The 24226-nt window shown below is 68.2% G+C and carries 21 protein-coding genes and 1 pseudogene; 12 read left to right on the plus strand and 10 right to left on the minus strand.

Annotated elements, in window-relative coordinates; all coding sequences use genetic code 11:
• The first annotated feature begins 104 nt into the window (after window positions 1–104).
• From eccCb to eccD, 7 genes are all read left to right on the plus strand, one after another.
• Window positions 105–1862 carry a type VII secretion protein EccCb gene (eccCb, locus tag ACLBYA_RS24745; RefSeq protein ID WP_447712101.1) on the plus strand — a complete coding sequence of 586 codons (1758 nt, stop codon included), beginning with the start codon at window positions 105–107 and terminating at the stop codon, window positions 1860–1862.
• A gap of 178 nt (window positions 1863–2040) precedes the next feature.
• Complete coding sequence (locus tag ACLBYA_RS24750; RefSeq protein ID WP_447712102.1) at window positions 2041–2337, plus strand: PE domain-containing protein; 297 nt, start codon at window positions 2041–2043, stop codon at window positions 2335–2337.
• A 48-nt stretch (window positions 2338–2385) separates the two neighbouring features.
• The gene (locus ACLBYA_RS24755) at window positions 2386–3729 is read left to right on the plus strand and encodes a PPE family protein (RefSeq protein ID WP_447712103.1); all 1344 of its coding nucleotides are present in this window, start codon (window positions 2386–2388) and stop codon (window positions 3727–3729) included.
• A gap of 92 nt (window positions 3730–3821) precedes the next feature.
• Entirely contained in the window at window positions 3822–4124 is a 303-nt protein-coding gene (locus ACLBYA_RS24760) for a WXG100 family type VII secretion target (protein ID WP_447712104.1), read from the plus strand.
• Window positions 4125–4152: 28 nt separating this feature from the next.
• Complete coding sequence (locus tag ACLBYA_RS24765) at window positions 4153–4440, plus strand: WXG100 family type VII secretion target (protein WP_447712105.1); 288 nt, start codon at window positions 4153–4155, stop codon at window positions 4438–4440.
• Between the two features lie 91 nt (window positions 4441–4531).
• Window positions 4532–5986 (plus strand): MinD/ParA family ATP-binding protein, encoded by a 1455-nt coding sequence (locus ACLBYA_RS24770; protein ID WP_447712106.1) that lies wholly within the window; start codon window positions 4532–4534, stop codon window positions 5984–5986.
• The gene (gene eccD / locus ACLBYA_RS24775; protein WP_447712107.1) at window positions 5983–7521 is read left to right on the plus strand and encodes a type VII secretion integral membrane protein EccD; all 1539 of its coding nucleotides are present in this window, start codon (window positions 5983–5985) and stop codon (window positions 7519–7521) included. The genes ACLBYA_RS24770 and eccD overlap by 4 nt, the downstream gene beginning before the upstream one ends.
• A gap of 379 nt (window positions 7522–7900) precedes the next feature.
• Here eccD and ACLBYA_RS24780 read toward each other — a convergent pair whose 3' ends face one another.
• From ACLBYA_RS24780 to ACLBYA_RS24815, 8 genes are all read right to left on the minus strand, one after another.
• Entirely contained in the window at window positions 7901–8224 is a 324-nt protein-coding gene (locus ACLBYA_RS24780) for a YbaB/EbfC family nucleoid-associated protein (RefSeq protein WP_447712108.1), read from the minus strand.
• Window positions 8221–9804, minus strand: coding sequence for a PPE domain-containing protein (locus tag ACLBYA_RS24785; RefSeq protein WP_447712109.1), 1584 nt, complete (start codon window positions 9802–9804; stop codon window positions 8221–8223). The genes ACLBYA_RS24780 and ACLBYA_RS24785 overlap by 4 nt, the downstream gene beginning before the upstream one ends.
• 8 nt (window positions 9805–9812) lie before the next feature.
• Window positions 9813–11216 carry a type VII secretion protein EccE gene (gene eccE, locus ACLBYA_RS24790; protein WP_447712110.1) on the minus strand — a complete coding sequence of 468 codons (1404 nt, stop codon included), beginning with the start codon at window positions 11214–11216 and terminating at the stop codon, window positions 9813–9815.
• On the minus strand, window positions 11213–12559 hold the full coding sequence (gene mycP / locus ACLBYA_RS24795) for a type VII secretion-associated serine protease mycosin (RefSeq protein ID WP_447712111.1): 1347 nt from the start codon (window positions 12557–12559) through the stop codon (window positions 11213–11215). Before mycP ends, eccE begins: the two co-directional genes overlap by 4 nt.
• Window positions 12560–12732: 173 nt before the next feature.
• Window positions 12733–12990, minus strand: coding sequence for an HPr family phosphocarrier protein (locus ACLBYA_RS24800; protein WP_447712112.1), 258 nt, complete (start codon window positions 12988–12990; stop codon window positions 12733–12735).
• A gap of 45 nt (window positions 12991–13035) precedes the next feature.
• Complete coding sequence (locus ACLBYA_RS24805) at window positions 13036–15000, minus strand: PTS fructose transporter subunit IIABC (RefSeq protein ID WP_447712113.1); 1965 nt, start codon at window positions 14998–15000, stop codon at window positions 13036–13038.
• Between the two features lie 20 nt (window positions 15001–15020).
• Entirely contained in the window at window positions 15021–15989 is a 969-nt protein-coding gene (pfkB, locus tag ACLBYA_RS24810) for a 1-phosphofructokinase (protein WP_447712114.1), read from the minus strand.
• Entirely contained in the window at window positions 15986–16765 is a 780-nt protein-coding gene (locus tag ACLBYA_RS24815; RefSeq protein WP_447712115.1) for a DeoR/GlpR family DNA-binding transcription regulator, read from the minus strand. The genes pfkB and ACLBYA_RS24815 overlap by 4 nt, the downstream gene beginning before the upstream one ends.
• 42 nt (window positions 16766–16807) lie before the next feature.
• Between ACLBYA_RS24815 and ACLBYA_RS24820 the strand changes: the two genes are divergently transcribed.
• Window positions 16808–18550, plus strand: a complete 1743-nt coding sequence (locus tag ACLBYA_RS24820; protein ID WP_447712116.1) for a phosphoenolpyruvate--protein phosphotransferase — start codon at window positions 16808–16810, stop codon at window positions 18548–18550.
• A 71-nt stretch (window positions 18551–18621) separates the two neighbouring features.
• Here ACLBYA_RS24820 and ACLBYA_RS24825 read toward each other — a convergent pair whose 3' ends face one another.
• Both ACLBYA_RS24825 and ACLBYA_RS24830 read right to left on the minus strand, forming a co-directional pair.
• Window positions 18622–18789 carry a hypothetical protein gene (locus ACLBYA_RS24825; RefSeq protein WP_447712177.1) on the minus strand — a complete coding sequence of 56 codons (168 nt, stop codon included), beginning with the start codon at window positions 18787–18789 and terminating at the stop codon, window positions 18622–18624.
• Between the two features lie 65 nt (window positions 18790–18854).
• A pseudogene (locus ACLBYA_RS24830) lies at window positions 18855–19951 on the minus strand (RtcB family protein).
• Window positions 19952–20042: 91 nt separating this feature from the next.
• Here ACLBYA_RS24830 and ACLBYA_RS24835 point away from each other — a divergent pair.
• The 4 genes from ACLBYA_RS24835 (at window position 20043) to ACLBYA_RS24850 (ending at window position 24209) form a co-directional block, all read left to right on the plus strand.
• Window positions 20043–21014, plus strand: coding sequence for a pirin family protein (locus tag ACLBYA_RS24835; protein WP_447712117.1), 972 nt, complete (start codon window positions 20043–20045; stop codon window positions 21012–21014).
• Window positions 21015–21096: 82 nt separating this feature from the next.
• Window positions 21097–21732: a TetR/AcrR family transcriptional regulator gene (locus ACLBYA_RS24840; RefSeq protein WP_447712118.1), complete on the plus strand. Its 636-nt coding sequence runs from the start codon at window positions 21097–21099 to the stop codon at window positions 21730–21732.
• A gap of 62 nt (window positions 21733–21794) precedes the next feature.
• On the plus strand, window positions 21795–22736 hold the full coding sequence (locus tag ACLBYA_RS24845) for a class I SAM-dependent methyltransferase (protein WP_447712119.1): 942 nt from the start codon (window positions 21795–21797) through the stop codon (window positions 22734–22736).
• A gap of 69 nt (window positions 22737–22805) precedes the next feature.
• A complete protein-coding gene (locus tag ACLBYA_RS24850; RefSeq protein WP_447712120.1) occupies window positions 22806–24209 on the plus strand; it encodes an aldehyde dehydrogenase family protein in 1404 nt (467 codons plus the stop codon).
• The last annotated feature ends 17 nt before the right edge of the window (window positions 24210–24226 follow it).

The following is a 24226-nucleotide window of genomic DNA, read 5'->3' on the forward strand; positions in this document are numbered from 1 at the left end:
ACTTCCAGCGAGAAGCCGAACGCTGGTCGCGCAATGACTTCCAGCGAGGAGCCGAAGGCGGATCGCGCAATGACTTCCAGCGAGAAGCCGAAGGCGGATCGCGCATGACTACCGCCGAAGAACCCCGGGTCCTGCGCGAGGTGGTGCTCGACCAGCTCACCACCGGCGAGGTGCGCGCGTACAAGATGTGGCTGCCGCCGCTGACCGACCCGACCCCGGTCAACGAGCTCGTCGAGCGAGATCAACGGCAGCCGTTACGTTTCGGTCTGGGCATCATGGACGAACCGCGTCGGCACCGGCAGGAGGTGTGGGGTATCGACGTGTCCGCGGCCGCGGGCAACATCGCGATCGGTGGGGCCCCGCAGACCGGCAAGTCGACCTTCCTGCAGACGCTGGTGTTGTCGGCTGCGGCCACCCACACCCCGCGCCAGGTGCAGTTCTACTGCATCGATCTCGGTGGCGGCGGTCTGATGTATCTGGAGGATCTGCCGCACGTCGGCGGCGTCGCCACCCGTTCCGAACCGGATCGCGTCAATCGCGCCGTTGCCGAGATGAAAGCCGTACTGCGGCAACGTGAAGCGATGTTCAAGCAGTTTCGGGTCGGTTCCATCGCGACCTACCGGCAGATGCGTGAAGACCCCAACCATCCGGCGTCGGCAGATCCGTTCGGTGATGTCTTCCTGGTCATCGACGGCTGGCCGGCCTTCGTGGCGGAGTTCCCGGATCTGGAGCCGGTGGTCCAGGACCTGGCCGGTCAGGGGTTGGCGTTCGGGGTGCACACCATCATCTCGACACCCCGCTGGACGGAGCTGAAGTCCCGGGTCCGGGACTACCTCGGCACCAAGGTGGAGTTCCGCCTCGGTGATGTGAACGAGACCCAGGTCGATCGGATGACCCGGGATATCCCGGCGAACCGGCCGGGACGGGCGATCTCGGGGGAGAAGCACCACCTGATGATGGGTGTGCCTCGCCTGGACGGGGTGCACAGCGTCGCCGATATCGTGCCGGCGATCACCGCCGCGGTCGATCACATCGCCTCGCTGCACACCGATGAGGCGCCGCGAGTTCGGGTGCTGCCCGAGCGCATCCATCTGCGCGAGCTCGATCCCGCGCCGCCGGGCCCCGATGCCGATTACCGTTCCCGGTGGACCATCCCGGTCGGTATCCGGGAGTCCGATCTGTCGGTGGCCTACAACAACATGCAGATCACCCCGCATCTGCTGGTCTTCGGTGCACCCAAATCGGGGAAGACGACGATCGCGCATGCGGTGGCCCAGGCGATCTGTGCCCGCAACAGCCCGCAGCAGGTCCGCTTCATGCTCGCCGACTACCGCTCGGGTCTGCTCGATGCCGTACCGCAGAGCCATCTGCTGGACGCCGGCGCGGTCAATCGCAACAGCACCTCGCTCGACGAGTCGATCAAGGCGCTGGCGGTGAATCTGAAGAAGCGGCTGCCGCCGCCGGACCTGACCACCGCGCAGCTCCGGGCGCGGTCGTGGTGGAGCGGCCCGGACGTCGTGCTGCTCGTCGACGACTGGCACATGATCGTCGCCGCGGGCGGGATGGTGCCCCCGATGGCACCGTTGGCCCCATTGCTGCCGGCTTCTGCGGACATCGGCCTGCACATCATCGTGACGTGCCAGATGAGTCAGGCGCACCGGGCCACCATGGACAAGTTCGTCGGCGCCGCTTATGGCGCCGGATCCCCGACTTTGTTCCTTTCCGGGGAGAAGACGGAGTTTCCGACGAGCGAGTTCAAACTCAAGCGCAGGCCCCCTGGCCAGGCACTTCTCGTTTCTCCGGATGGCAAAGAAGTGGTCCAGGCGGCCTATATCGACCCCCCCGCAGAAGAAGTGTTCTGAGCACCCCCAAACCGCGGTTACTATGGATTCGTAGCCACTCAGCAAAATTGACGATTGCTGGTTGGCAAATGAGTCGGGGGAACGATTCTGATGCGGTGCCCGTTCGTGGGCAACAGGTGCGTCTCCCTTCTCAAAGGTTTTGTACTGGCTTTTCGGAAGATGTGAGGAGGAATTGCAAATGCAACCTTTGGCGCACAATCCCGCGGTTCTGGGTGTCGGCGGTCAGGTGATCGCAAACGGGTCCCGGGGTCTGGCGACCGGCACCGCGGCAACGGCCGAGGCATCGGCCCTGCTGCCGGCCGGTGCCGAGGAGGTTTCGGTGCAGGCCGTGCTGGCGTTCGCGAGTGAGGGCGCGCAGATGGCCGCGCTCAACGCCTATGCCCAGCAGGAGTTGGCCCGCGCCGGAGCCGCCTATCTGGAGGCCACCGGTATCTACACCACTGCCGACGCACAGGCTGCGGTAACGCTGTCCTGAGCGGATTCTGACCGCCGGTCCCTGATACGAGACTGAGTCCAGCAAACTATGACCACAGTTCCCGCAATTGTGCCGATGCTCTATGGGGCATTACCGCCGGAGGTGAACACCGGCCGGTTGATGGCAGGCGCCGGGGCACTGCCGATGTATCAGGCGGCGGCTGCCTGGGAGGCGTTGGCCATAGCGCTGGAGACCCAGGCCGAGGAGTTGTCGGCGAGCCTTGCTTCGTTGGCGGGTTCGTGGCAGGGCGGCGCCAGCGACCGGGCGGTTCAGGCGACCATGCCGATGGTGGTGTGGCTGCGGACCAGCGCCTTGCAGGCCCAGAAGCGCGCCATGCAGGCCATCGCGCAGGCGAACTCCTATTTGCTGGCCATGGCGGTCACCCCGCCGCTGGTCGAGATCGAGATGAACCACGTCACCCACGCTGTGCTGGAGGCGACCAACTTCCTCGGGGTGAACGCGGTTCCGATCGGGGTCAACGAGTTCGACTACTTCGTGCGGATGTGGACACAGGCGGCCGGCGCGATGCACGGCTACCAGGCGGAGACGGCGGCGAACACGGTGTTCGAGCCGATCACCCCGCTCAAGCCGATCGTGATGCCCGGTGTGGGTGAGGCGGCGCTGGGCTTCGCTTCGGGCAAGATCGCCGCGACGCTGCCCGGGTCGGCGATGCGCGAGATGGCATTCGCACACGTCACGGCCCAGGCGACCATCGAATCCGCCGCGCTGCACGCGGGTCGGGCAGCCGCCCAGAGTAACCAGGCATCCGTCGCGGCGCAGACCCAGGCGCGTAAGGCGGAGAACACCGCGCAGCAGGCTCAGGGTGAACCCGAGCAGCTGATGAGCAGCGCGCAACAGGGCGCACAGATGGGTATACAAGTCGCCTCGCAGGTCGGGTCGATGCTCGCCCAGGCCCCGCAGCAGTTGCTGCAGTCGGTCACGCAGCCGGTGCAGCAGCTGGTGGCGCCGCTGCAGCAGGTCAGTTCGATGTTCGGCCAGCTCGGCGGTGGCCTCAACAAGGGCGCGCAGTTCGGGCTGATGGGTGCCAGCCCGTTCTCGAACCATCCGCTGGCCGGTGGTACCGGCGCCGGGGCCGGCGCGGGACTGGTCCGCGCCGCGTCGCTTCCGGGCGCGGGCGGCACCCTGGCGAGCACCTCGCTGATGAACGGGCTGCTCGGGCAGACCCCGACAGGCGCCGCAGGTCCGGTCGGGGCGGCGGCCGGTGGCGCCGGCGCGGGACTGGCTCCGGTCGGCAATGGTGCCGGTGCCGGTGGCGGTCCGATGGGCGGTGCGGGCCACGGCGCCAAACGCGGCACGAACCGGCAGAGCCTGGCGGCTCCGTCGGCGCTCGCCCACGATCTGGGCGAGGACGAAGAAGACGACGACTGGTGAATCACCAACACACACAAGACTTCCCGGCCGAGGGGGCTGGAAGACTCGCCATCATCCGGTGAGGACACAGGAAGAAGGAATAGGTACCGCGCATGTCACAGATGAATACCGATGCCGCTGTCCTCGCCAAGGAGGCAGCCCATTTCGAGAGCATCTCCGGCGAACTGAAGGGCGTCATCTCCCAGGTGGAGGCCACCGGCGGGGCCCTGGCCGCGCAGATGGTGGGCCAGGCCGGCACCGCCGCCCAGGCCGCACTGATGCGCTTCCACGAGGCCGCCGCCCGCCAGGTCCAGGAGCTCAACGACATCTCCCAGAACATCCAGACCTCGGGCATGCAGTACACCACCGCCGATGAAGATCAGGCCGGGACGCTGTCCTCGGCGATGAACCTCTGACCCCAGAACGCATAGAAGGAGATAGCACATGTCACAACAGGTTTGGCAGTTCGGCGGAATCGAAGGCTCGTCCGGCGAGATCCACGGCGCCGTCGGCGTCACTCAGGGTCTGCTCGACGAGGGCAAGGCCTCGCTCGCGTCGCTGGCCTCGATCTGGGGCGGCTCGGGCTCGGAGGCCTACCAGGCCGTCCAGATGCGCTGGGACAGCACCTCGGCCGAGTTGAACGCGGCCCTGCAGAACCTCGCCCAGACGATCAGCGATTCCGGTCAGCACATGCAGCAGATCGAGAACGGCGTCACGGGGATGTTCGCCTAGAACGACCGCAACCGGGGGGTGGGCGGACTAGCCTTGGGCCTGTCCGCCCACCCCGTGCGTTCCTGTAACAGCACGACTTTGAGAGGTCCTTATGTCGGCCGACTATGACCGGCTCTTCCATTCCTCCGGTGCCGCCGAGGCCGCCGACGAGGATGGCGGTGCGCACCGCGACACCGCGCCACCGATGCCGATCCACGCCTCGGGCGCGGGTGGCTCCGGCTACGCCGGCGAGCGCACCCCGCCGCCGATGCCGATCACCCCAGCGCCGACGCAGACTTCCGCGGCACCGCCGGCGGGCCAACCCGGATCGGCGGTTCCACCGGCGACTGGATCGGCGGTTCCACCGCCACGCGCCACCGAGGTCACCAGCCAGATCCCGGTGACCGGACCACAGCATGTGCAGAACGGGATGCTGCGCACGCCGCAGGCCGGCCAGCCCGCCGGGGCACGGTACGAGCAGCAGAGTTTCTCGCCGCTCGCACCTGCACCGCGTTCGGCCCCGGCGCCCGCGCCGAGCGCGCACTACGTTGAGTCGCAAGAAGTTTCGTGGACACCGTCGAGTGTGCCGGCGCCCACCGGGCAGCCGGCCCCCACGTCGGCGGCCAGCATGGGTAACCACCGCGCCATCGATGCGCTGTCGCATGTCGGCGTGCGCACCGCGGTCAAGATGCCGTCCCAGCGGGGTTGGCGACACTGGCTGTACATGCTGACCCGTATCAACATGGGGCCCTCGCCGGACGAGGTGTACGAGATGGACCTGCAATCGCGGGTCCGCCGGAATGCCCGGGACTCATATCAGGTCGGCGTGTTCGGGCTCAAGGGCGGTGTCGGCAAGACGGCGGTCACGGTGGCCCTGGGATCGGCGCTGAGCCGGGTTCGAGGTGACCGCATCCTGGCCATCGACGCCGACCCGGATTGCGGGAATCTGGCCGATCGGGCCGGTAGGCAGTCCGCGGCCACCATCGCAGACCTGTTGTCGGACAAGGAATTGTCCCGCTACAACGATATTCGCGCCTACACGAGCATGAATGCCGCGAACCTCGAGGTGCTGTCCTCGGAGGAGTACAGTGCGGCGCGCCGGGAGTTCAACGAGGAGGACTGGAAGGGCGCCGTCAGCGTGGTGTCCCGGTACTACAACCTGGTGCTCGCAGACTGCGGTGCCGGGCTGTTCCAGCCCGCATCGCGTGGGGTCCTGGCGACCGTGTCCGGCATGGTGATCGTCGCCAGTGCCTCCATCGACGGGGCACGACAGGCCGCCATGACGATGGACTGGTTGCGCCAGAACGGATACCAGGATCTGCTCGGACGGTCCTGTGTGGTGATCAACCACGTCACGCCGGGCAAGACGAATATCGACGTCGAGGATCTGGTGCAGCAGTTCGAACGGCATGTGCCGCCCGGCCGCGTCGTCGTGCTGCCCTGGGACAAGCACATCGCCGCGGGCACCGAGATTCAACTAGACCTGCTCGGCAAGACCTTCCAGCGGCGGATCCTGGAACTCGCCGCCGCACTGTCCGACGACTTCGACCGGCTCGAACGGCGTTGACCACGACGGCAGCTCCGGCCGGGGCGAGCAGTACCTCATCGGCGACCCCGGGCCGGCCGTCCACCACCCGGGTCACCATCCTGACCGGCCGCCGGATGACCGATCTGGTGCTGCCGGCATCGGCGCCTATCGAGACCTACATCGACGAAACCGTTTCGGTGCTGTCCGAGCTGCTCGATGACTCGCCGGCAGATGTGTTGGCGGGCTTCGATTTCAAGGCGCAGGGGGTATGGGCGTTCGCTCGTCCCGGTGCGCCGCCGATGACGGCGGGCGAATCACTCGACGACGCGGGTGTCGTCGACGGCGCGCTGCTGACCCTGGTCTCGGTGAGCCGGACCGAACGGTATCGCCCGCTGGTCGAGGACGTGATCGACGCCATCGCGGTGCTCGACGAATCCCCGGAGTTCGACCGCACGGCGCTGAACCGGTTCGTCGGCCTGGCGATCCCGTTGGTCTCGACGATCGCGACCGGGGTCGCCCTGGTGGCCTGGACGCAGTCGGGCAAGCACTGGTGGTGGGCGATCGCGCTGGCCGTGCTGGGGCTCGGGCTGTTGACCGGTGGGCTGGTGTCCCGCTCGCGCTACGGCAACCTCGACATGTCCGAAAGCCTGCTGGTGGCTGCACTTCCGGTGTTGGCCGGTGCGGCGGCGCTGGCTGTCCCGCTACCCCGTGAGGCCGATGGCCTCGGTGCGCCGCAGGTGGCCGGGGCGGCCGCCGTCGCCTTGCTGTACACCCTGGCGACCCGTGGCGGTCCGCGAAAGCGGGCCAGCGTGGCGGCCTTCGGTGCGGTGCTGACGATCGCGATCACCGGGGCAGCCATCGCCTTCGGATACGGCGGACAGGAGTGGGTGCCCGCCGGTGCCATCGCCTTCGGTCTGATCGTGGTGACCAACGCGGCCAAGCTGACCGTGGCGGTAGCGCGTATCGCGTTGCCGCCCATTCCCGCGCCCGGCGAGGCCGTCGCCAATGACGAACTGCTCGATCCCGTTTCGCGACCGGATATTGCTGATGAGGAGACACCAACCTGGCAGGCGATCATCGCCTCGGTGCCGGACTCCGCGGCGCGGCTCACCGAACGCAGCGAGCTCTCCAAACAGCTGCTGATCGGTTTCCTCACCGCCGGCGCGGCGATCCTGGCTACCGGTGCGATCACCGTGGTGGTGCAGGGGCACTTCTTCATCCACAGTATGATCGTGGCGGGACTGGTCACCGTCATCTGCGGATTCCGCTCGCGGCTGTACGCCGAACGGTGGTGTGCCTGGGCTCTGATGACGGTGACGGTCGCGGTGCCGACCGGCGTGACTGTGCGACTGTGCCTGTGGTACCCGGACAGCGCCTGGCTGGTGCTGGCGGTGTACCTGTTGATCGCCTTCGTCGCGCTGATCACGGTGGCCGCCACCGATAACGTCAACCGGCTCTCGCCGGTGACCAAGCGGATCTTCGAACTGCTCGACGGTGCCTCGATCGCCGCGGTGATCCCGCTGCTGTTGTGGATCGCCGGCGTCTATGACCTGCTCCGCAACCTGCGGTTCTAACCTCTGAGCGCTCGCTGCGCGCTGCGATATTTCGGTGTGTGGCGCAGAGTCCTACGCTGAAGCACATGAGCGCTCGACGTGAAGTGAACCAGCGCGATCTCGGCCTGCGCGCCAAGGAGATCTTGGACGCGGTCGAACGTGGTCAGGCCTTCACCGTGACTCGGGACGGGCGTGCGATCGGGCGAGCTGGTGCCGTTGCGGGGGAGGAGGCGATCCTCGTGCCGAATTCGCACGAGGATCGCAGTTGGCACCGTTGGTCGATATCAGCGCATTTCGGGCCGCACAGGACGAGGCATTCGACTGTGAGCGACCCATGTGGCCGCTGAGATAGACTGCGGCGCCCCGGTACCAGCTGAAGTGACTGCGCCGTGTCGCCGAACTAGCTCTCGGTAATCTCGGCCACCGCGTCGTTGAGCCGATCGCGGTCGGCGGCAACGGATTCGGCGGCAACCTCGGTGGCGTTGCGTAACGCCTCGTTGAGCCGTTCCTCCACCGTGTGGGCCCCGAGTCGCAGCACACCGTCGGCGAGGTAGACGTCGACCAGTCGTTGATGCCCGTTCAGCGTGACCTCGACCGTGTCTGATTCGTCGGAGGCGGTGAAGGACTCGTTGGCCATCTTGTGTAGCTGCGCGTCCATCAATTCCTGCAACCGACCGGCCTGGCGGAGCACCGCGGCCACCTCCGGATGCATCTCCTCGCTCACTTGGACTCCTTGTCCGGAGCGTCTTTACGGCGCCGGTTCCCGATCACGGGTTCGGTGTACGGCCGGTCCTCGGTATAGAGCTCTTCGTCGGGGGCGAACCGGGGGTCGCGGCGTTTCTGCTGACCCTGTTGAGCGCCACCGCCGTGCCCCATGCCGCCCATTCCGCCGCCCATACCCATTCCGCCGCCCATGGCCGAAGCCGGAATGGCGCCGGCGTTGCCGCCGGCACGCGCGCCGCCCCCGGGCGCGGGGGCGACCGTCTCGGCACCGACGCTGGGCTGCAACGGCATCGACGGCACTCCGCCGCCACCGCCACCTCCCGAACCCCCACCCGAGCCACCACCACCGACCCCGGCCGGTGACACACCGGGATCGTCCAGCCCGAGATCGTCGAGACCGCCGGGCATTCCACCGTCGGGCATACCGGGCAGCCCGCCGCCGGGAAGGCCACCGCCCGAGGGGGATCCGCCGGACTTTCCGCCCCCGGCGGGTGAGCCGCCGCCGGCCGGAGAGCCGCCGCCGGAAGGTGCGCCGCTGCCGGAGGGTGAGCCGCCGGTGGGTGCGCCGGACTGTTGGCCGCTCTGCGGCGCAGCCGTTTGGGGTGACATCGTGGGCTGGGCTTCACCGGGTGCGCCGCCACCGCCACCGCTCCCGGGATCGCTCCCGGTGGTCGGCGTCGGAGGCTGCGGCGGAGGAGGTTCTACCTCACCCTCGGTCTTCTTGTTCTTACCGCGGTCCCAACCGGTTTCCAACGCCTTCCGGATGGGCGGTGTCGGTGGTTTGACCGGCGTGATGGCTGCCGCCGCGGCGTACTCGGCAAGCACCTCTTCGGATTTCGCCTGCAGCTTCTGGTACTCGGCCAGCAGCAGTGCCATCTGGTTGGCATCGGTGGCCATGCTCATCTGTGCCTCGATGGCCTTGACCTCGGCGACCGTCGGGTGCGATGCGACGGCCATGCGGTGGATGCGAGCGAGTTCCTTCGCGTGGTCCGACATCTCGACTGCGGACCGGGCCATCTCCTGCAGCCAGTCCTTGTGCTGCCGCAGTGCAGTACCGGCAGCTTCGGCGGCGGAACCGTCCCAGTCGACACCGGCGAGGTTGAATTCGTCGGCGCGCGCGGCCAGTTGGCCGGCGTAGCTGCCCCAGTTCGAGGCGAAGGTGTCGAGCGTGGCCGCCTGGTCGGGTTGCGCGATCTGCTCGGCGGCAGTGCCCACGTCCAGGTACCCGGGCGGCGCCGGGCACGCGGCTATCGGCATCCGGGGAGCCGATGTCGGTACATCCATCGGCGGCACCGGCATCTCGGCGATATCGCGGACGGTGCCGTCGATGGCCTCGGCTCCGGCGGCATCGGTCTTCTCGTAGAGCGCGGCCGCCCCCGTCATCGTCATCGACAGCAGCTTGGCTTCTTCCTGCCCGGCCTCGATGAACGCCTTCATGCCTTCACCCTCGGCGCTGACCTGTGCGACGGCGACGCCCGCCAATCCGAGACCACACGGCGGCCGGGGGTTCCCCGGCGTGGCAGGGAGCGGTACGTCCAGTGTGGCCGCCTTGCTGCGCAGGTCTGCCGGTTCGACTCTCATCGGCGGTGTCACGAGACCCCCTCCAATGCCATCTGGTAGCGACTCTCCTCGCGCGGGTTGATCAGCCGGATCGGAAGCTGACTGTGCCGCGGTGTCTCGATGAAATTGCTGCGCAGCACAACTCGACCGACACCCTGGTGCGGACCGAGATAGGTCGTCGAATTGGGCCAGGACACCTTGGCGACCTGCCCGACGCGCCCGTTGACGAATCCGGCGAACTCGCCGAACTGGGGGCCCAGTGTCACCACCCCGCCGGCGGCGGCGGACCGGATGACGAACTGGGTGAACAGACGGGCATCACCGAGGTTGATGCTGACGTCCACATCGTCGAACGGCATGTACACCGGGTAGCGGTCGGCGGTCTCACCGATCAGCACGCCTGCCGAACCGATGGGCAGCTCGTAATGCCGATCGGTCACCGGGCTCTCCCCCAGCAGTGCAGCCCGCTGCCCGCCGAACAGGCAGGAAAAGCCGCGCGGTGTCGAAGGATTCGCCAAGGTGGTCAGTAGCACGGTCGCCGTCGGCGGCTGCCCGGGCCGGATGCGTACCCGGGTGATGGTGTGATCGGCGCGGGCCGACCACCAGACATCGGGGCCCCCCGGTGCCACATAGGCGACGGTGAAGCTGCTGCGGCCCTTGATGGTCGACCAGGATTCGCGCTCGAAGCTGATCTCGGTGGCCCGGTCGAAATCGTCGAAGCTGCGGCTGCAGCGTGCGTCGATGCCGTTGCCGGCCAACTGATCTGCGATGCGGGTGGCCGAGGACACCAGGTACCGGGCCAGGCCGGACACCCCGGTGTCGCGACGCAGCGCGGGCCGGCGGGTCGACTCGGGATCGGCGCGCAGAACGATCCAGGTGCGCCGGTTGGCCGGTACCGGATACGGGCCGACCACCTGGTCGTAGAGAGCCACCAGGTTGGCGGGTGCGGTCTTACCGACCCGATAACCGGCGGACACCACATCGGCTTCCAGTTCCGGGCAATGTGCCTCGATCAATTTCTCGACGAAGCGGGTGTCGACGATATCGTCGGTGAACGCCTCACCGTCGACCAGCACGGTCGGGGTGAACGGGCGCGGGATGAGCTCGATCAGCGCGATGAGGTGGTCATCCTGCCACCGCACCGCCACGTGGTCGCCGGGTTGTACGGTGGCGCCGACGGCGGGTTCGGATGGGGCGGGCGGTGGGGTCGCCAGCCGGCGCCGCCAGGAGAACAGTGCCGCGATCCAGCCGGTGAACCGGCGGCCGCGCACCGTGAGTGTGGTGGCGATGGCCAGCAGCACGCTCAGTGTGATGCCCAGCCACAGCAGGTCCAGCGTGCCGAACACTCCGATGAGGGCGGGGATCAACACCGCGCTCAGGAGCAGATGCCCGGTGGTGAACCGGAACCCGAACTGGCCCAGGAATTCCTTCATCGGCGCCTCACTGCACGCCGGGCGATCGCGCCGATACCGAGCACCAGGGCCAGGCCGACCCCGGTCAGCACGACGATGGTGATCGGTCCGCGGTCCGGCGGCACCACCACCACGGGAGGGGGCAACTGTTTGACGCGGTACGGCGCGGCCTCTGGCCCCGGCGGTACATCCCAGGTCAGCGCGGCAACCGGATCGATGACACCGGCGCCGACGTAGTTGTCGACACCGCCACCGGGATGTCGGGCCGTCGCGGTGATCCGGTGCATGAGCTGCGCGGCGGTCAGCTCGGGGAAACGTTGTTTGAGCAATGCGGCCAGCCCCGAGACATACGCGGCGGCAAAGGATGTCCCGGCGATCGGGATAGGCCCGTCGGCACCGGACAGGGCGTTCGCCGGGTTGCCGTCATAACCCAGCGCCGTGATGTTCTCGGCCGGCGCGGCGGCGTCCACCCATGGTCCCGACATCGAGAAGGTGCTGGGCTGGCCCGTCTGCCCGATACCGCCGACGGTCAGCACCAGGGGCGAGTACCAGGCCGGTGACACGATGGTCTGCACCTGCCGCCAGCCGCGCGGATCGTCGGGCTCGTCGGCCTCCGGCGGCGGGTTCTGGGTGCAGTCTTGGCCGGTATTGCCCGCGGCGACGATGACGACGGCGCCCTTGATGTTGACTGCGAAGTTGATCGCAGCCCCGACTGTGGCTTCGTCAATGGGGCGGGTCGCCTTGTAACAGGCTGCCTCGCTGATGTTGATGACCTGGGCGCCCAGGTTGGCGGCGTGCACGATGGAACGGGCCAGGCTGCGCAGTGAGCCCGCCGTCTGCGTGGTGTTCGGGTTGTTCGGGTCCTGCCGGGCACCGACCGGCTGGAAGTTGTCCGACGTCTGCCGCAGCGACAGGATTCGGGCCTCGGGCGCCACGCCGACGAACGAATCGGTGGGCGCCGGGCGGCCGGCGATGATGGCGGCGGTCAGCGTGCCGTGCGAGTCGCAGTCCGACATCCCGTTGCCGGCCTTGTCGACGAAGTCGCCACCGGGCTCGGCCGGGACCCGCGGCGAGCCGTTCACACCGGTGTCGATGACCGCCACAGTTATGCCCGCGCCGGTTGCGAATTTCTGCGCGTCGGCCAGCCGCAGGTAGTCACTCGCCCACGGACGATCGGTGAAATTCGAGTTCGGGAAGACGATCGGCGCCGAGCACTGGCGACGTTGCTCGGTGGGCTGATCGGGGCCCGTCTCGTCCGGTGGAACAGCGGCCGCGTCGATGACCGGTGGTTCGATGGCTGCGGCCGGCGGAGCCGTCAGCAGTACCAGTGCCAGCGTGCCCAGCAGCGCACCGATGCGTCGCACGGTCTGTTCACTCCCCTTTGCAATCCCCGGTTGCCGGATGTGCTGGCACATCCCGCAGCAAAGCGAAGGCCGCCGTTCGGCGACGCATCGTGTCACGTCAGCCTAGGTCGGCCTTCGTCAGAGCAAGTTTACGGGGGTGTAGGCGGGGTGCGTTCCGCTTTCTTGCGGCCGCCTCAGGCGTCGAGATCCTGGGTCACCAGATCGGCGATGGTGGCCAATACCTCGGCGTTCTCGGAGGTGACCGTCACCTGGGCGCCGTTGCCCGCACCCAGGGTCATGATCATCAGTGCCGAGCCGGCATCCACGGGTTCGCCACCGTCGAGCGACAGGGTCACCTCGGCCCCGGAGTTCACGACGGCCTCGGCGATGATCGCGGCGGGGCGGGCGTGCAGGCCGATGGCGGAGCCGACGGTGACGGTCTTCTCGGGCATGTGTGCTTCTCCTTCTTGTGGGTTACTTGCGGATGGGTATTGCGTTCAGGCGGCGACGGTTTGCCGGGGCTTGATGAACTGTTTGGCGGCGATCACCGCGACGGCCGCCGCGATGGTGCCGACCACCAGGGCGACCAGGAACCAGAGCAGGTTGCCGATCGCGAAGAACACGAAGATGCCGCCGTGCGGGGCACGCAGGGTGACGTCGAATGCCATGACCAACGCGCCGGTGATGGCACCGCCGAACATCATCGACGGGATGACCCGCAGCGGGTCGGCCGCCGCGAATGGGATGGCACCCTCGGAGATGAACGCGGCGCCCAGCAGCCAGGCCGCGCGGCCGTTCTCCTTCTCCGGCTCACTGAACAGGCCGGGCCGGACGGTGGTGGCCAGCGCCATGGCCAGCGGCGGGACCATACCGGCCGCCATCACGGTCGCCATCACCTCGAAGGAGGCCGTGGTCGCGGCAGCCAGGCCGGCGGTGGCGAAGGCATAGGCCGCCTTGTTGACCGGTCCGCCGAGGTCGAAGCACATCATCAGGCCCAGGATGATGCCGAGCAGGATGGCCGAGGTGCCGGTCAGACCGTTGAGCCAGTCGGTGAGGCCGGTGTTGACCCAGGCGAGGGGCCGTCCGATCAGGAAGAACATGATCAGACCGACCGTCAGCGAGGCGATCAGCGGGATGATCACGACCGGCATCAGACCGCGCAGCCAGCGGGGCACATCGATGCTGCTGATCCACAATGCGGTGAAACCGGCGATGACGCCACCGACGATGCCACCGATGAAGCCGCCGCCCACGAAGACCGCCAGCGCGCCCGCGGTGAAACCCGGTGCGATACCCGGACGGTCGGCAATGGCGAAGGAGATGTAGCCGGCCAGCGCCGGTACCAGGAATCCGAATGCCAGCCCACCCAGGGTGAACAGGATGGCGCCCAGGTACTGCATCAAGCCGCCGTCGGGCAGGTTGGTCAGCGAGTTGTTCAGGGCGATGTCGTTGGCGACATCGGAGATCTCGTAACCGCCGAAGAGGAACCCCAACGCGATCAGCAGACCACCGGCCGCGACGAACGGGATCATGTAGCTCACACCGGTGAGCAGGATCTGCCGGGTCCGGGTGCCCCAACCGACATTCGAGGAGCCCTCGGCCTCTTCGGCGGGACCGCTGCCCTCGACCCGGGCGGCGCGCGGATTATCTGCCGCAGCAACGGCTTCGGCGATCATGGTGTCGGGTTCGTTGATGGCCCGTTTCACACCAGAGGCGATCACCGGCTTACCGGCGAAGCGACCGCGGTCCTTGACGCCCACGTCGGTGGCGAAGATGACGGCGTCGGCGGCGGCGATGGTGGCCGCCGGCAGTGGGGTGCTGCCGGAGGACCCCTGTGTCTCCACGATCAGGTCGACATCGGCGCGCTCGGCGGCCAGCTTGAGCGCGTCGGCCGCCATGTAGGTGTGCGCAATTCCGGTGGGGCAGGCGGTGATCGCGACGAGGCTCTTCTTGCCCACCGGCGCGGCCGGTACCGGTGCCGGGGTCGCCGGCGTTGCAGGCGCCGGGTTGACCACCCCGTCGACCAGGCCGACCAGTTCACCGGCGGTGCCTGCGGCGCGCAGTTGCTCGACGAAGTCCTTGCGGACCAGGGCGCGGGCCAGGCTGGACAGCAGTTTGAGGTGATCGGAACCGCCGGCTTCCGGTGCGGAGATGAGGAATACCAGATCGGCGGGTCCGTCCGGGGCGCCGAAATCGACGGCCGGAGACAGTCGGGCGAAGCCGATGGTCGGGGTCTCGACGTAGGGGGAGCGGCAGTGTGGGATCGCGATACCGCCGGGCAGGCCGGTGGCCGACTGGGCCTCCCGCGCCATGGCGGCGGCGATCAGGCCGTCGGTGTCGGTGGTGCGTCCCGCGCCGGCGAGCAGGCCCGCGAGGCGACCGATGACGGTCTCCTTGTCGGTGCCGGCGTCGGCGTCGAGCAACACCAGATCGGTGGTGATGACCGGGGAGGTACTGGACATGGTGGAACTTTCTCCTGGGTTCAGTGGACGGCCGAGACAGCCCGTACCGGAACGGAATCTAGGTCGATCTGGTCGGGCCCGGGAAGTGCGGAGCCGGGGAGTGCGGCGGCCGCGCTGCCATAGGCGACGGCCATCCGCAGCCGGTCGGCCGGGTCGGCCCCGGCCTGTTCGGCCCGCACGTAGCCGGCCAGCGACGAATCGCCGGCTCCGACCGTGCTGCGCGGTGTGATGGGCGGTGAGGTGGCCAGCCAACTGCCGGACGGGTCGACCAGCACCGCACCGGCCGCACCCAGGGTGACCAGGATGGTGCGGGCGCCGCGGTCGACGAGCTGCCGTGCGGCGGCCACAACCGGGCCCGGGTCGCCCTGGGCAGCAGCATCTTCCAGCTCTGCACCGGAGGCTCCGGTGAGGCCGGCGAGCTCCTCGGCGTTGGGTTTGATGACGTCGGGGGCGGTGACGTCGAACGCGGCGGCCAGCGCCGACAGCGGTGCATCGGACGTGTCGACGGCGACCCGGCAGTGCAGTGCGGCCAGCTGCGCCACGATCTCGGCATACCAGCCGGCCGGTACCCCCGGTGGCAGCGAACCGGACAACACCACCCACGACGCGGTCCGGGCGGCGTCGACGACAGCGGCGGTCAGTGCCTGTAGCGCAGCAGCGTCGAGCTCGGCACCGGGTGCGTTGAGTTTCGTTGTGGTGCCGTCATTCTCGGTCACCGTCAGATTGGTCCGCACTGCGCTCGGCACGGGCACATTGGCGAACCGCACCTCGCTGGCGCGCAGTGCGGCCAGGATCGGATCGTCATCGGCGGCCGGCAGGACTGCGACCACCTCCAGACCGGCCATTCCGAGGGCACGCGCGACGTTGACTCCCTTGCCGCCGGGTTCGTCGGTGACCGACGTGATCCGGTGCACGGCCCCGCGGGTGAGGGTCCCGGGCAGGGCCAGTGTGCGGTCGATGCTGGGGTTGGGGGTGACCGTGACGATCATGCGGTGGCTCCTGCGCAGACGATTTCGATGCCGAGGCCGGTGAGCTCGGCGCGGATGTCGGGGTCGAGTTCGGTATCGGTGATGAGGACGTCGACGCTGGACAGCGGGGCGAAGCTGTGCAGGTCCTCGCGGCCCACCTTGGACGAATCCGAGGCCACCACAACGTAGTTGGCGCACCGCACCATCGCCCGCTTGATGGCGGCCTCCTCGGAGTCTGGAGTGGACAAGCCGTGTCGGGCGGTGATGCCGTTGGTCCCGATGAAGGCGATGTCGACACGCAGCTGGTCGAGGGTCTGCAGTGCCTGCTCGCCGACACACGCCTGGGTGAGGCCGCGCACCCGGCCACCCAGCAGTTGCAGAGACACCGACCGGACGGTGGACAGTCGGTTGGCCACCGGGATCGAGTTGGTCACCACGACGAGCTCGCGGTCGGTCGGGATGACCGCCGCGATGCGGCTGGTGGTGGTGCCCGCATCGAGAAGCACGCTGCCGCCGCCGACCGGGAAGAACTCGGTGGCCGCCGCGGCAATGGCGTCCTTGTGTGAGGCGCGGGTGGCCTCGCGCTCGTCGACATCCTGCTCGACCAGATGCAGCGCCCGGGCCGGGACCGCGCCACCGTGGACGCGACGCAGCAGGCCCGCCTTGTGCAGGACGGCCAGGTCCCGGCGGACGGTCTCGGTGGTGACGTCGTAGGCGGCGGCCAGTTCGGCGACCGAGGCACGTCCCTGCTGGATCACCAGAGCGGCGATCGCATGCTGACGTTCCTCGGCGTACATGGGTCTCCGTCCGCCGGCGCCGGCCTGTGCTGAAATGTTGATATGTGTGGTTTTACGCTTGGTTCTGTTGACTTGTCAATGCTTTCTTGTAATCTGAATCACATGAGCACTTCTCCAGTGACCGATTCGCAGGTTCTGACAGGCGTTCCGGTGGTGGCCGGAGTCGCCTATGCGCCGGTGATCCGGCCCGGCGCCCGGCCCACCGCCGCCGATGTGTCCGCCGCCGATGTGGCCGAGGCGGACCGGCCTGCCGAGGTCGACCGTCTGAAGGACGCCGCGGCCACCGTCGCGGGCCGGCTGCGTGACCGCGCCGCCCACGCCACCGGCGTCGCCTCCGAGGTGTTGGCGACGACGGCGGCCCTGGCCCAGGACCGGGCCTGGCTGCTCGACGCCGAGAAGCGCATCGGGGCGGGCGCTCCTGCCCATCACGCGGCGGGCGCCGCCATCGGCAAGATCGCCGATGCGTTGGCCAAGGCCGGTGACCTGATGGCCGAGCGGGTCACCGATCTGCGCGATGTGCGCGATCGGGTGCTTGCCCAGTTGGCCGGTCTGCCCGAACCGGGCGTACCGGTCCCGGATGTGCCCTCGGTGCTGTGCGCCGAAGACCTCGCACCCGCCGATACCGCCGGGCTGGATCCGACTCTGGTGGTCGCGCTGGCCACCACCCTGGGCGGGCCCACCAGCCATACCGCGATCATCGCCCGCCAGTTGGGCATTCCGTGTGTGGTGGCCGTCGACGGCCTCGACGCGGTACCCGTCGGTGTCGCGGTGATGGTCGACGGCGCGCGCGGCACCGTGACCGTCGCCCCGGACGCCGCCGAGGCGCAGCGCGCGGTGGAGACCTCGCGCGCCGAGGCGCAGCGGGTCGCCCAGTGGAAGGGTCCGGGTGCGACCGCCGACGGGCATGCGGTGGCGGTGCTCGCCAACGTCCAGGACGGTGCAGCGGCGCAGTCGGCGCGCCAGACCCCGGCCGAGGGCGTCGGGCTGTTCCGCACCGAATTGTGTTTCCTGAACCGCGATACCGAGCCCTCGGTCGACGAACAGGCCCGGATCTACGGTGAGGTGCTGACAGCCTTCGACGGCCACAAGGTCGTCATCCGCACCCTCGACGCCGGGTCGGACAAGCCGCTGAAGTTCGCCGGCCACCCCGACGAGGCCAACCCGGCGCTCGGGGTACGCGGCGTCCGCATCTCGTTCGGTAACCCCGGTTTGATGACCCGCCAGCTGGAGTCGATCGCCGCGGCCGCCGCCGCCACCGGCAACAGCCCGTGGGTGATGGCGCCGATGATCGCGACCCCGGATGAGGCGAAAACCTTTGCCGAGGAGGCGCGTTCGTTCGGGCTGACGCCGGGCGTGATGATCGAGATCCCGGCCGCCGCGCTACTGGCCGGGCACATCCTGGAGCATGTCGACTTCCTGTCGATCGGTACCAACGATCTGGCGCAGTACACGATGGCCGCCGATCGGATGTCGGCCGAACTGGCCACGCTGACCGATCCGTGGCAGCCCGGCGTCCTGGCGCTGGTCGATATGACGGCCCGTGCTGGAGCGGCCGCGGGCAAGCCCGTAGGCGTATGTGGTGAGGCCGCTGCCGATCCGCTGTTGGCATGTGTGTTGGTCGGTATGGGTATCAGCTCGCTGTCGGCCGCGGCGACCGCGGTCCCGGGGGTGGGAGCGGCGCTGGCCGGCGTGCCGTTGGAGCAGTGCCGCGCCGCCGCCCGGGCCGTGCTGGCGACATCGAGTGCCGCCGACGCACGGGCAGCGGCGTTCGCAGCACTGAGCTGAGACGGGCTCGCCGCGAGCGTGCGTGGGGTTACACGACTCGCGGCGAGCAGGACGGGGTTACGACCGGGTGGCTAGTACCAGGCCTTTCGGCCTCCCACCGGGCGTCCGACCGCGCCGAGGATCCACAGCACGACACCGACGACTGCCAGGATGCCGCCGATCGTGTAGAGGATCGACAGGCCGGTGAAGTAGCCGATGATCAACAAGATGACGCCGAGCACAATCATGGTGAGTTCCATCCGTCGTAGGGCAGAAGCACTGACGCACGGGGGAATTGCCATAAAGGTAAAATCCCAAACCTGCCTCAGGTGCCCTTTACGTTGAGCACCTGCCGCAGGGTGTGTTCGACCTCCACCAGGTCGGCGGCATCCAGCATCACTTGATCGATGTTCTTGTAGGCATCCGGGATCTCGTCGACCCACTGTGGCCCGTGCCGATATTCGATGCCCGTCATCCGGGCGGCCAGATCCTCGGCGGTGAACCGCCGGCGTGCCTCGGTACGCGAGAATCGTCGCCCGGCACCGTGTGGGGCCGAACACAGGCTGGCCGGATTTCCCTTGCCGCGCACGATGTAGGACCTTGTGCCCATGCTGCCGGGAATGATCCCGCGCACGTCCGTGTGCGCGTCGATGGCACCCTTGCGGGTCAGCCAGACCATCCGGCCGCCGTGTTCCTCGAGCTGGGTGTAATTGTGGTGGGTGTTCACCCGTTCCACCTCGATACCGGCCGCATCGTCGTCTTCACCCATCCAGTGAGCCAACGCCTGTCGGAACCGGTCCATCATCTCGGCGCGGTTGTACAACGCAAAACGCTGCGCCCACTTGAGATCTCGCAGGTACGCATCGAACTCCGGGGTGCCTGCCGTCAAGTAGGCCAGGTCCCGGTTGGGCAGCTCTACGCCGTCGGCGGCGCACAGTTTCTGCGCCGTCTTGATATGGCGCTGGGCGATCTTGTTGCCGACGCCACGTGATCCCGAGTGCAGGAACATCCACACCCGATCGGACTCGTCGAGGCACAGTTCGATGAAGTGGTTGCCGCCGCCGAGCGAGCCCAACTGCCGCGGCCAGTTCGGTGAGTGCGACAGGCCGACACCGGGATCGCCGACTCGACGGCCCGCCGCAGCACGCTCAGGTGGCCGCCGGCGATATCGGCGGCCGTGTACACCGTGCGTGCGGCGATCATGCCGCAGCCGATGTCGACCCCGACCGCGGCCGGGATGACGGCATCGACCGTCGGGATGACGGTGCCCACCGCCGAGCCCTTGCCGAAGTGGGCGTCCGGCATCAGCGCCACATGCGGGTGCACGAACGGCATCGCGGCGGTCTGCTCCGCCTGCGCGACGGTGTTGTCGTCGATCAGCGAGGCGAAGCTCAGCAGCTTGTCGCCGCTGGTCTTCTCGATGGTCATGTCTGGAATTGTCGCGACGCTGTCGAGCGGTTTACGTTTCGGAAGGCAGCGGAATGAATCGGACCGCGGTCCGGTTAAATGAGGCATGCCTGCCATCACAGCCGACACCCTGACCCTGACCCGCATCGCCGGGCCCCATCCCGCCGACACCGACCGGCCGGTCCGGTCCATCACCACCGGTCCTCGCGGATACGAGGGCGAGGGCTTCCCCGTCGTTCGTGCCTTCGCCGGCGTCAGCACCGCCGATCTGGACCCGTTCATCCACATGGACCAGATGGGCGAGATCGAATACCAGCCGGGCGAGCCGCGCGGTACCGACTGGCATCCGCATCGCGGCTTCGAGACGGTGACCTACATGCTGGATGGTCGCTTTGCACACCAGGATTCGCATGGTGGCGGCGGACTGATCACCGACGGTGCCACCCAGTGGATGACCGCCGGTGCGGGCATCCTGCACATCGAGACCCCGCCTGCCGAACTGGTCGAGAGCGGCGGCGTCTTCCACGGCGTGCAGCTGTGGGTGAACCTGCCCCGCAAGGACAAGTTCGCCGCGCCGCGGTACCAGTCCATCGAGGGCGGCGCGGTCGAACTGCTGTCCTCCGGGGACGGTGGCGCGCTGGTCCGGGTGATCGCCGGGGACGTCGACGGCCACTCCGGCCCCGGCGCAACGCACACGCCGATCACGTTGGCGCACACGACCATTGAACCCGGGGCCCGGCTGAATCTGCCGTGGGACCGGTCGTTCAACGCGCTCGTCTACGTGCTGTCCGGGCGCGGCGCGGTCGGACCGGTGGGACATCCGATCCAGCAGGGTCAACTCGCCGTCCTCGGCCCGGGCGACCGGATTGGCATCGCCGCCGACGCCGGACAGGACGGAAACCGCCCGGCGCTGGAGGTGCTGCTGCTCGGCGGTCGGCCGATCCGTGAACCGGTGGTCCAGTACGGACCGTTCGTGATGAACTCCAAGTCCGAGGTGCTGCAGGCGTTGGAGGACTTCAACGCCGGCCGATTCGGATCGCTGCCGCCCAACGCACTGATGCCGCATCGCGCCCGTTGATCGTTTGCTGAAACTGCACGATCACGTCGACTCGCAACGGTTCGGTGGTAGTCGGGGCGGTGACGTGTGGCACAATTTCACTGTGCCGCATATAGCCAGCAGGGGTCCGGGTCGTCCGCCGGCCGCCAAGGCCGCCGAGACCCGCGAACGGATCCTGCAGGCCGCGCGTGAGGTGTTCAGCGAATTGGGTTATGACGCAGCGACTTTCCAGGCGATCGCTGTCCGCTCCGACCTCACGCGGCCGGCCATCAACCACTACTTCTCGAACAAGCGCGTGCTGTACCGGGAGGTCGTCGAGCACACCAACTCGGTGGTGGTACAAGCCGGTATGGAGCGCGCCCGGTCGGAGACCACGCTGCTGCGACGGCTCTCGGCGTTCTTCTCGATCGCCGTCCAGGCGGACACGAAGGACCGTTCGGTGGCCGCGTTCCTGGTGACCTCCGTACTGGAGGCGCAACGGCATCCGGAACTCAGTCAGGACGAGCACGATTCGCTCATCGCATCGCGCACCTTCGTGCGGTGGGCGGTCGATCAGGCCATCGAAGCGGGTGAACTGACCACCGACACCGACGTCGACACCTTGGTGGAGATGCTGGTCGCGGTGATGTGGGGGATGGGGTTCTACGCCGGCTATGTCGGCACGCATGACCAGTTGGAGGCGGTCATCGCCCAGTTGGAACTGCTGCTGGCTAACAAGTTGTGGAAGCCCGCGTCGTAACTGGGACTCCGGCCGCGGTTCATCGGCGGATAGGTGAGCTAACTAGTCGGTAGCATGGCTGCATGAGCTCACTGCGTTCCCATGACGACACCTGGGACATCGCCACCAGCGTCGGTACCACCGCGGTCATGGTGGCCGCCGCCCGGGCCGCCGAGACCGCGGCCGCCGACCCGCTGATCTCCGATCCCTACGCCCGCATCCTGGTCGACGGTGCCGGCGGCGGTCCGTGGAGCGTCATGCTCGACGATGAGTTCGTCGCCCGCGCCACCGAGATCGACCCCGAGGCGGCACTGATCTTCACCCACATGGGCAACTACCAGGCGGTCCGCACCCGGTTCTTCGACGACTACTTCGCCGCGGCCACCGCGGCGGGGATCCGGCAGATGGTCATCCTGGCCTCCGGTCTGGACTCGCGTGCCTACCGGTTGGACTGGCCGGCCGACACCACGGTCTTCGAGATCGACCAGCCGAAGGTGCTCGAATACAAGCAGGCCGAACTGACCGAACACGGTGTGCAGCCGACCGCGATCCGCCGCGAGGTGGCCATCGACCTGCGGCAGGACTGGCCGGCGGCGCTGCGTGCGGCCGGTTTCGACGACACCGCGCCCACGGCCTGGCTCGCCGAAGGCCTGTTGATGTACCTGCCCGGTGACGCGCAGGACCGGTTGTTCGAGCAGATCACCGCGCTCAGCGCGCCCGGCAGCCGGATCGCCGCCGAGACCGCGCCGGTCCAGGCCGAGGAGCGGCGTGCCCAGATGAAGGAGCGTTTCGACGCCATCCGGGAGAAGTTCGGTCTCGACGACAGCATCGATGTCGGGGAACTGATGTACAACGACCCGGCGCGGGCCGATCTGGCCGACTGGCTGGCCGGTCACGGTTGGGACAGCACCGGCCTGAAATCCGCCGATGAGATGCGCAGACTCGACCGCTGGGCGCTGCCGGACAGCCCGGATGCGCCCGACGATGACGCCTTCTCGCAGTTCGTGACCGCCACCCGGCAGTAATTCGGGCCTTACGGCGCGACCAACCAACTGGTTAGGATCAAACTTCGTCTCCTCAGGAAGGACGATCCGATGACCACGCATGCCGATGCGCCCATGTCAGCCGCCGTCACCGACATCCCGGCGGTCGTCGCCGGTCTGCGCGCCACCTATGCCACCGGCCGCACCCGCGACCTCGAATGGCGCCGCCGGCAGCTGCGCGCGCTGGAGAGTCTGCTCGTCGACAACGAGGACGCCATTGCCGCGGCCCTGAAGTCCGATCTGGGCCGCCAACCCTTCGAGGCGTGGTTGGCCGATGTGGCCAGCACGGCGTCCGAGGCGGCCGACGCCGCCAAGAACGTCGGGAGGTGGGCCAAGCGCCGGTACCGGTTGCTCGAACTCGCGCAGTTGCCCGGCATGGGCTGGGTCGAGTACGAGCCCTTCGGCACCGTGCTGGTCATCGGTGCGTGGAACTTCCCGTTCGCCCTGACCCTCGGCCCGGCCGTGGGTGCGTTGGCCGCGGGCAACACGGTCCTGCTCAAGCCCTCCGAGCTGGCGCCGGCCTCGTCGGCGTTGATGGCCGAGCTCGTGCCCAAGTACCTGGATCCGGAGGCCGTTGCCGTCATCGAGGGTGACGGAGCGGTCAGTCAGCAGCTCATCGACCAGGGCTTCGACAAGATCTGCTTCACCGGTGGCACCGAGATAGGCCGCAAGGTGTATCAGGCCGCCGCCGCGCATCTGACCCCGGTGACCTTGGAGCTGGGAGGTAAGAGTCCGGTGATCGTGGCGGCCGACGCCGATATCGACGTCGCCGCCGAGCGCATCGCCTGGACCAAGCTGATCAACTCCGGTCAGACCTGCATCGCGCCGGACTATGTGCTCGCCGACACTTCGATCCGTGACGAGCTGGTGGCCAAGGTCAAGGCCGCGGTGCAGCGGTTCGAGGCGCAGGCCACCGGCGGCAAGCGGATCGTGAACCGCCGCCACTTCGATCGGCTGGCCTCCGCCGTCGCTGCCACCGAGGGCGAGGTCGTGATCGGCGGCGGCTCGGATCCGTCGGCACTGGAGCTGGATGCCACCGTCGTGCTCGACCCGTCGCTGACCGAACCGCTGATGACCGACGAGATCTTCGGCCCCGTCCTTCCCATCGTCACGGTCCAGAACCTCGACGAGGCAATCGAATTCGTCAACGCCCGGCCCAAGCCGCTGGCTGCCTACCTGTTCACCAAGGCCAAGGCTGTCCGCGAGCGGGTCATCCGGGAGGTGCCCTCCGGCGGCATGGTGGTCAACCACCTGATCTTCCACTTCGCCACCACCCGACTGCCGTTCGGCGGGGTCGGGCCGTCCGGTATCGGCGCTTACCACGGCCGCTACGGGTTCGAGGAGTTCAGCCACCGAAAGTCGGTGCTCACCAAGCCGACTCGGCCCGATCTGGGCAAGCTCATCTACCCGCCGTACACCGACAAGGCGTGGAAGCTGGCGCGCAAACTGTTCTGAGCGGGCGCTTGGACGGA

This window comes from Mycobacterium sp. C31M (genome assembly GCF_053345865.1).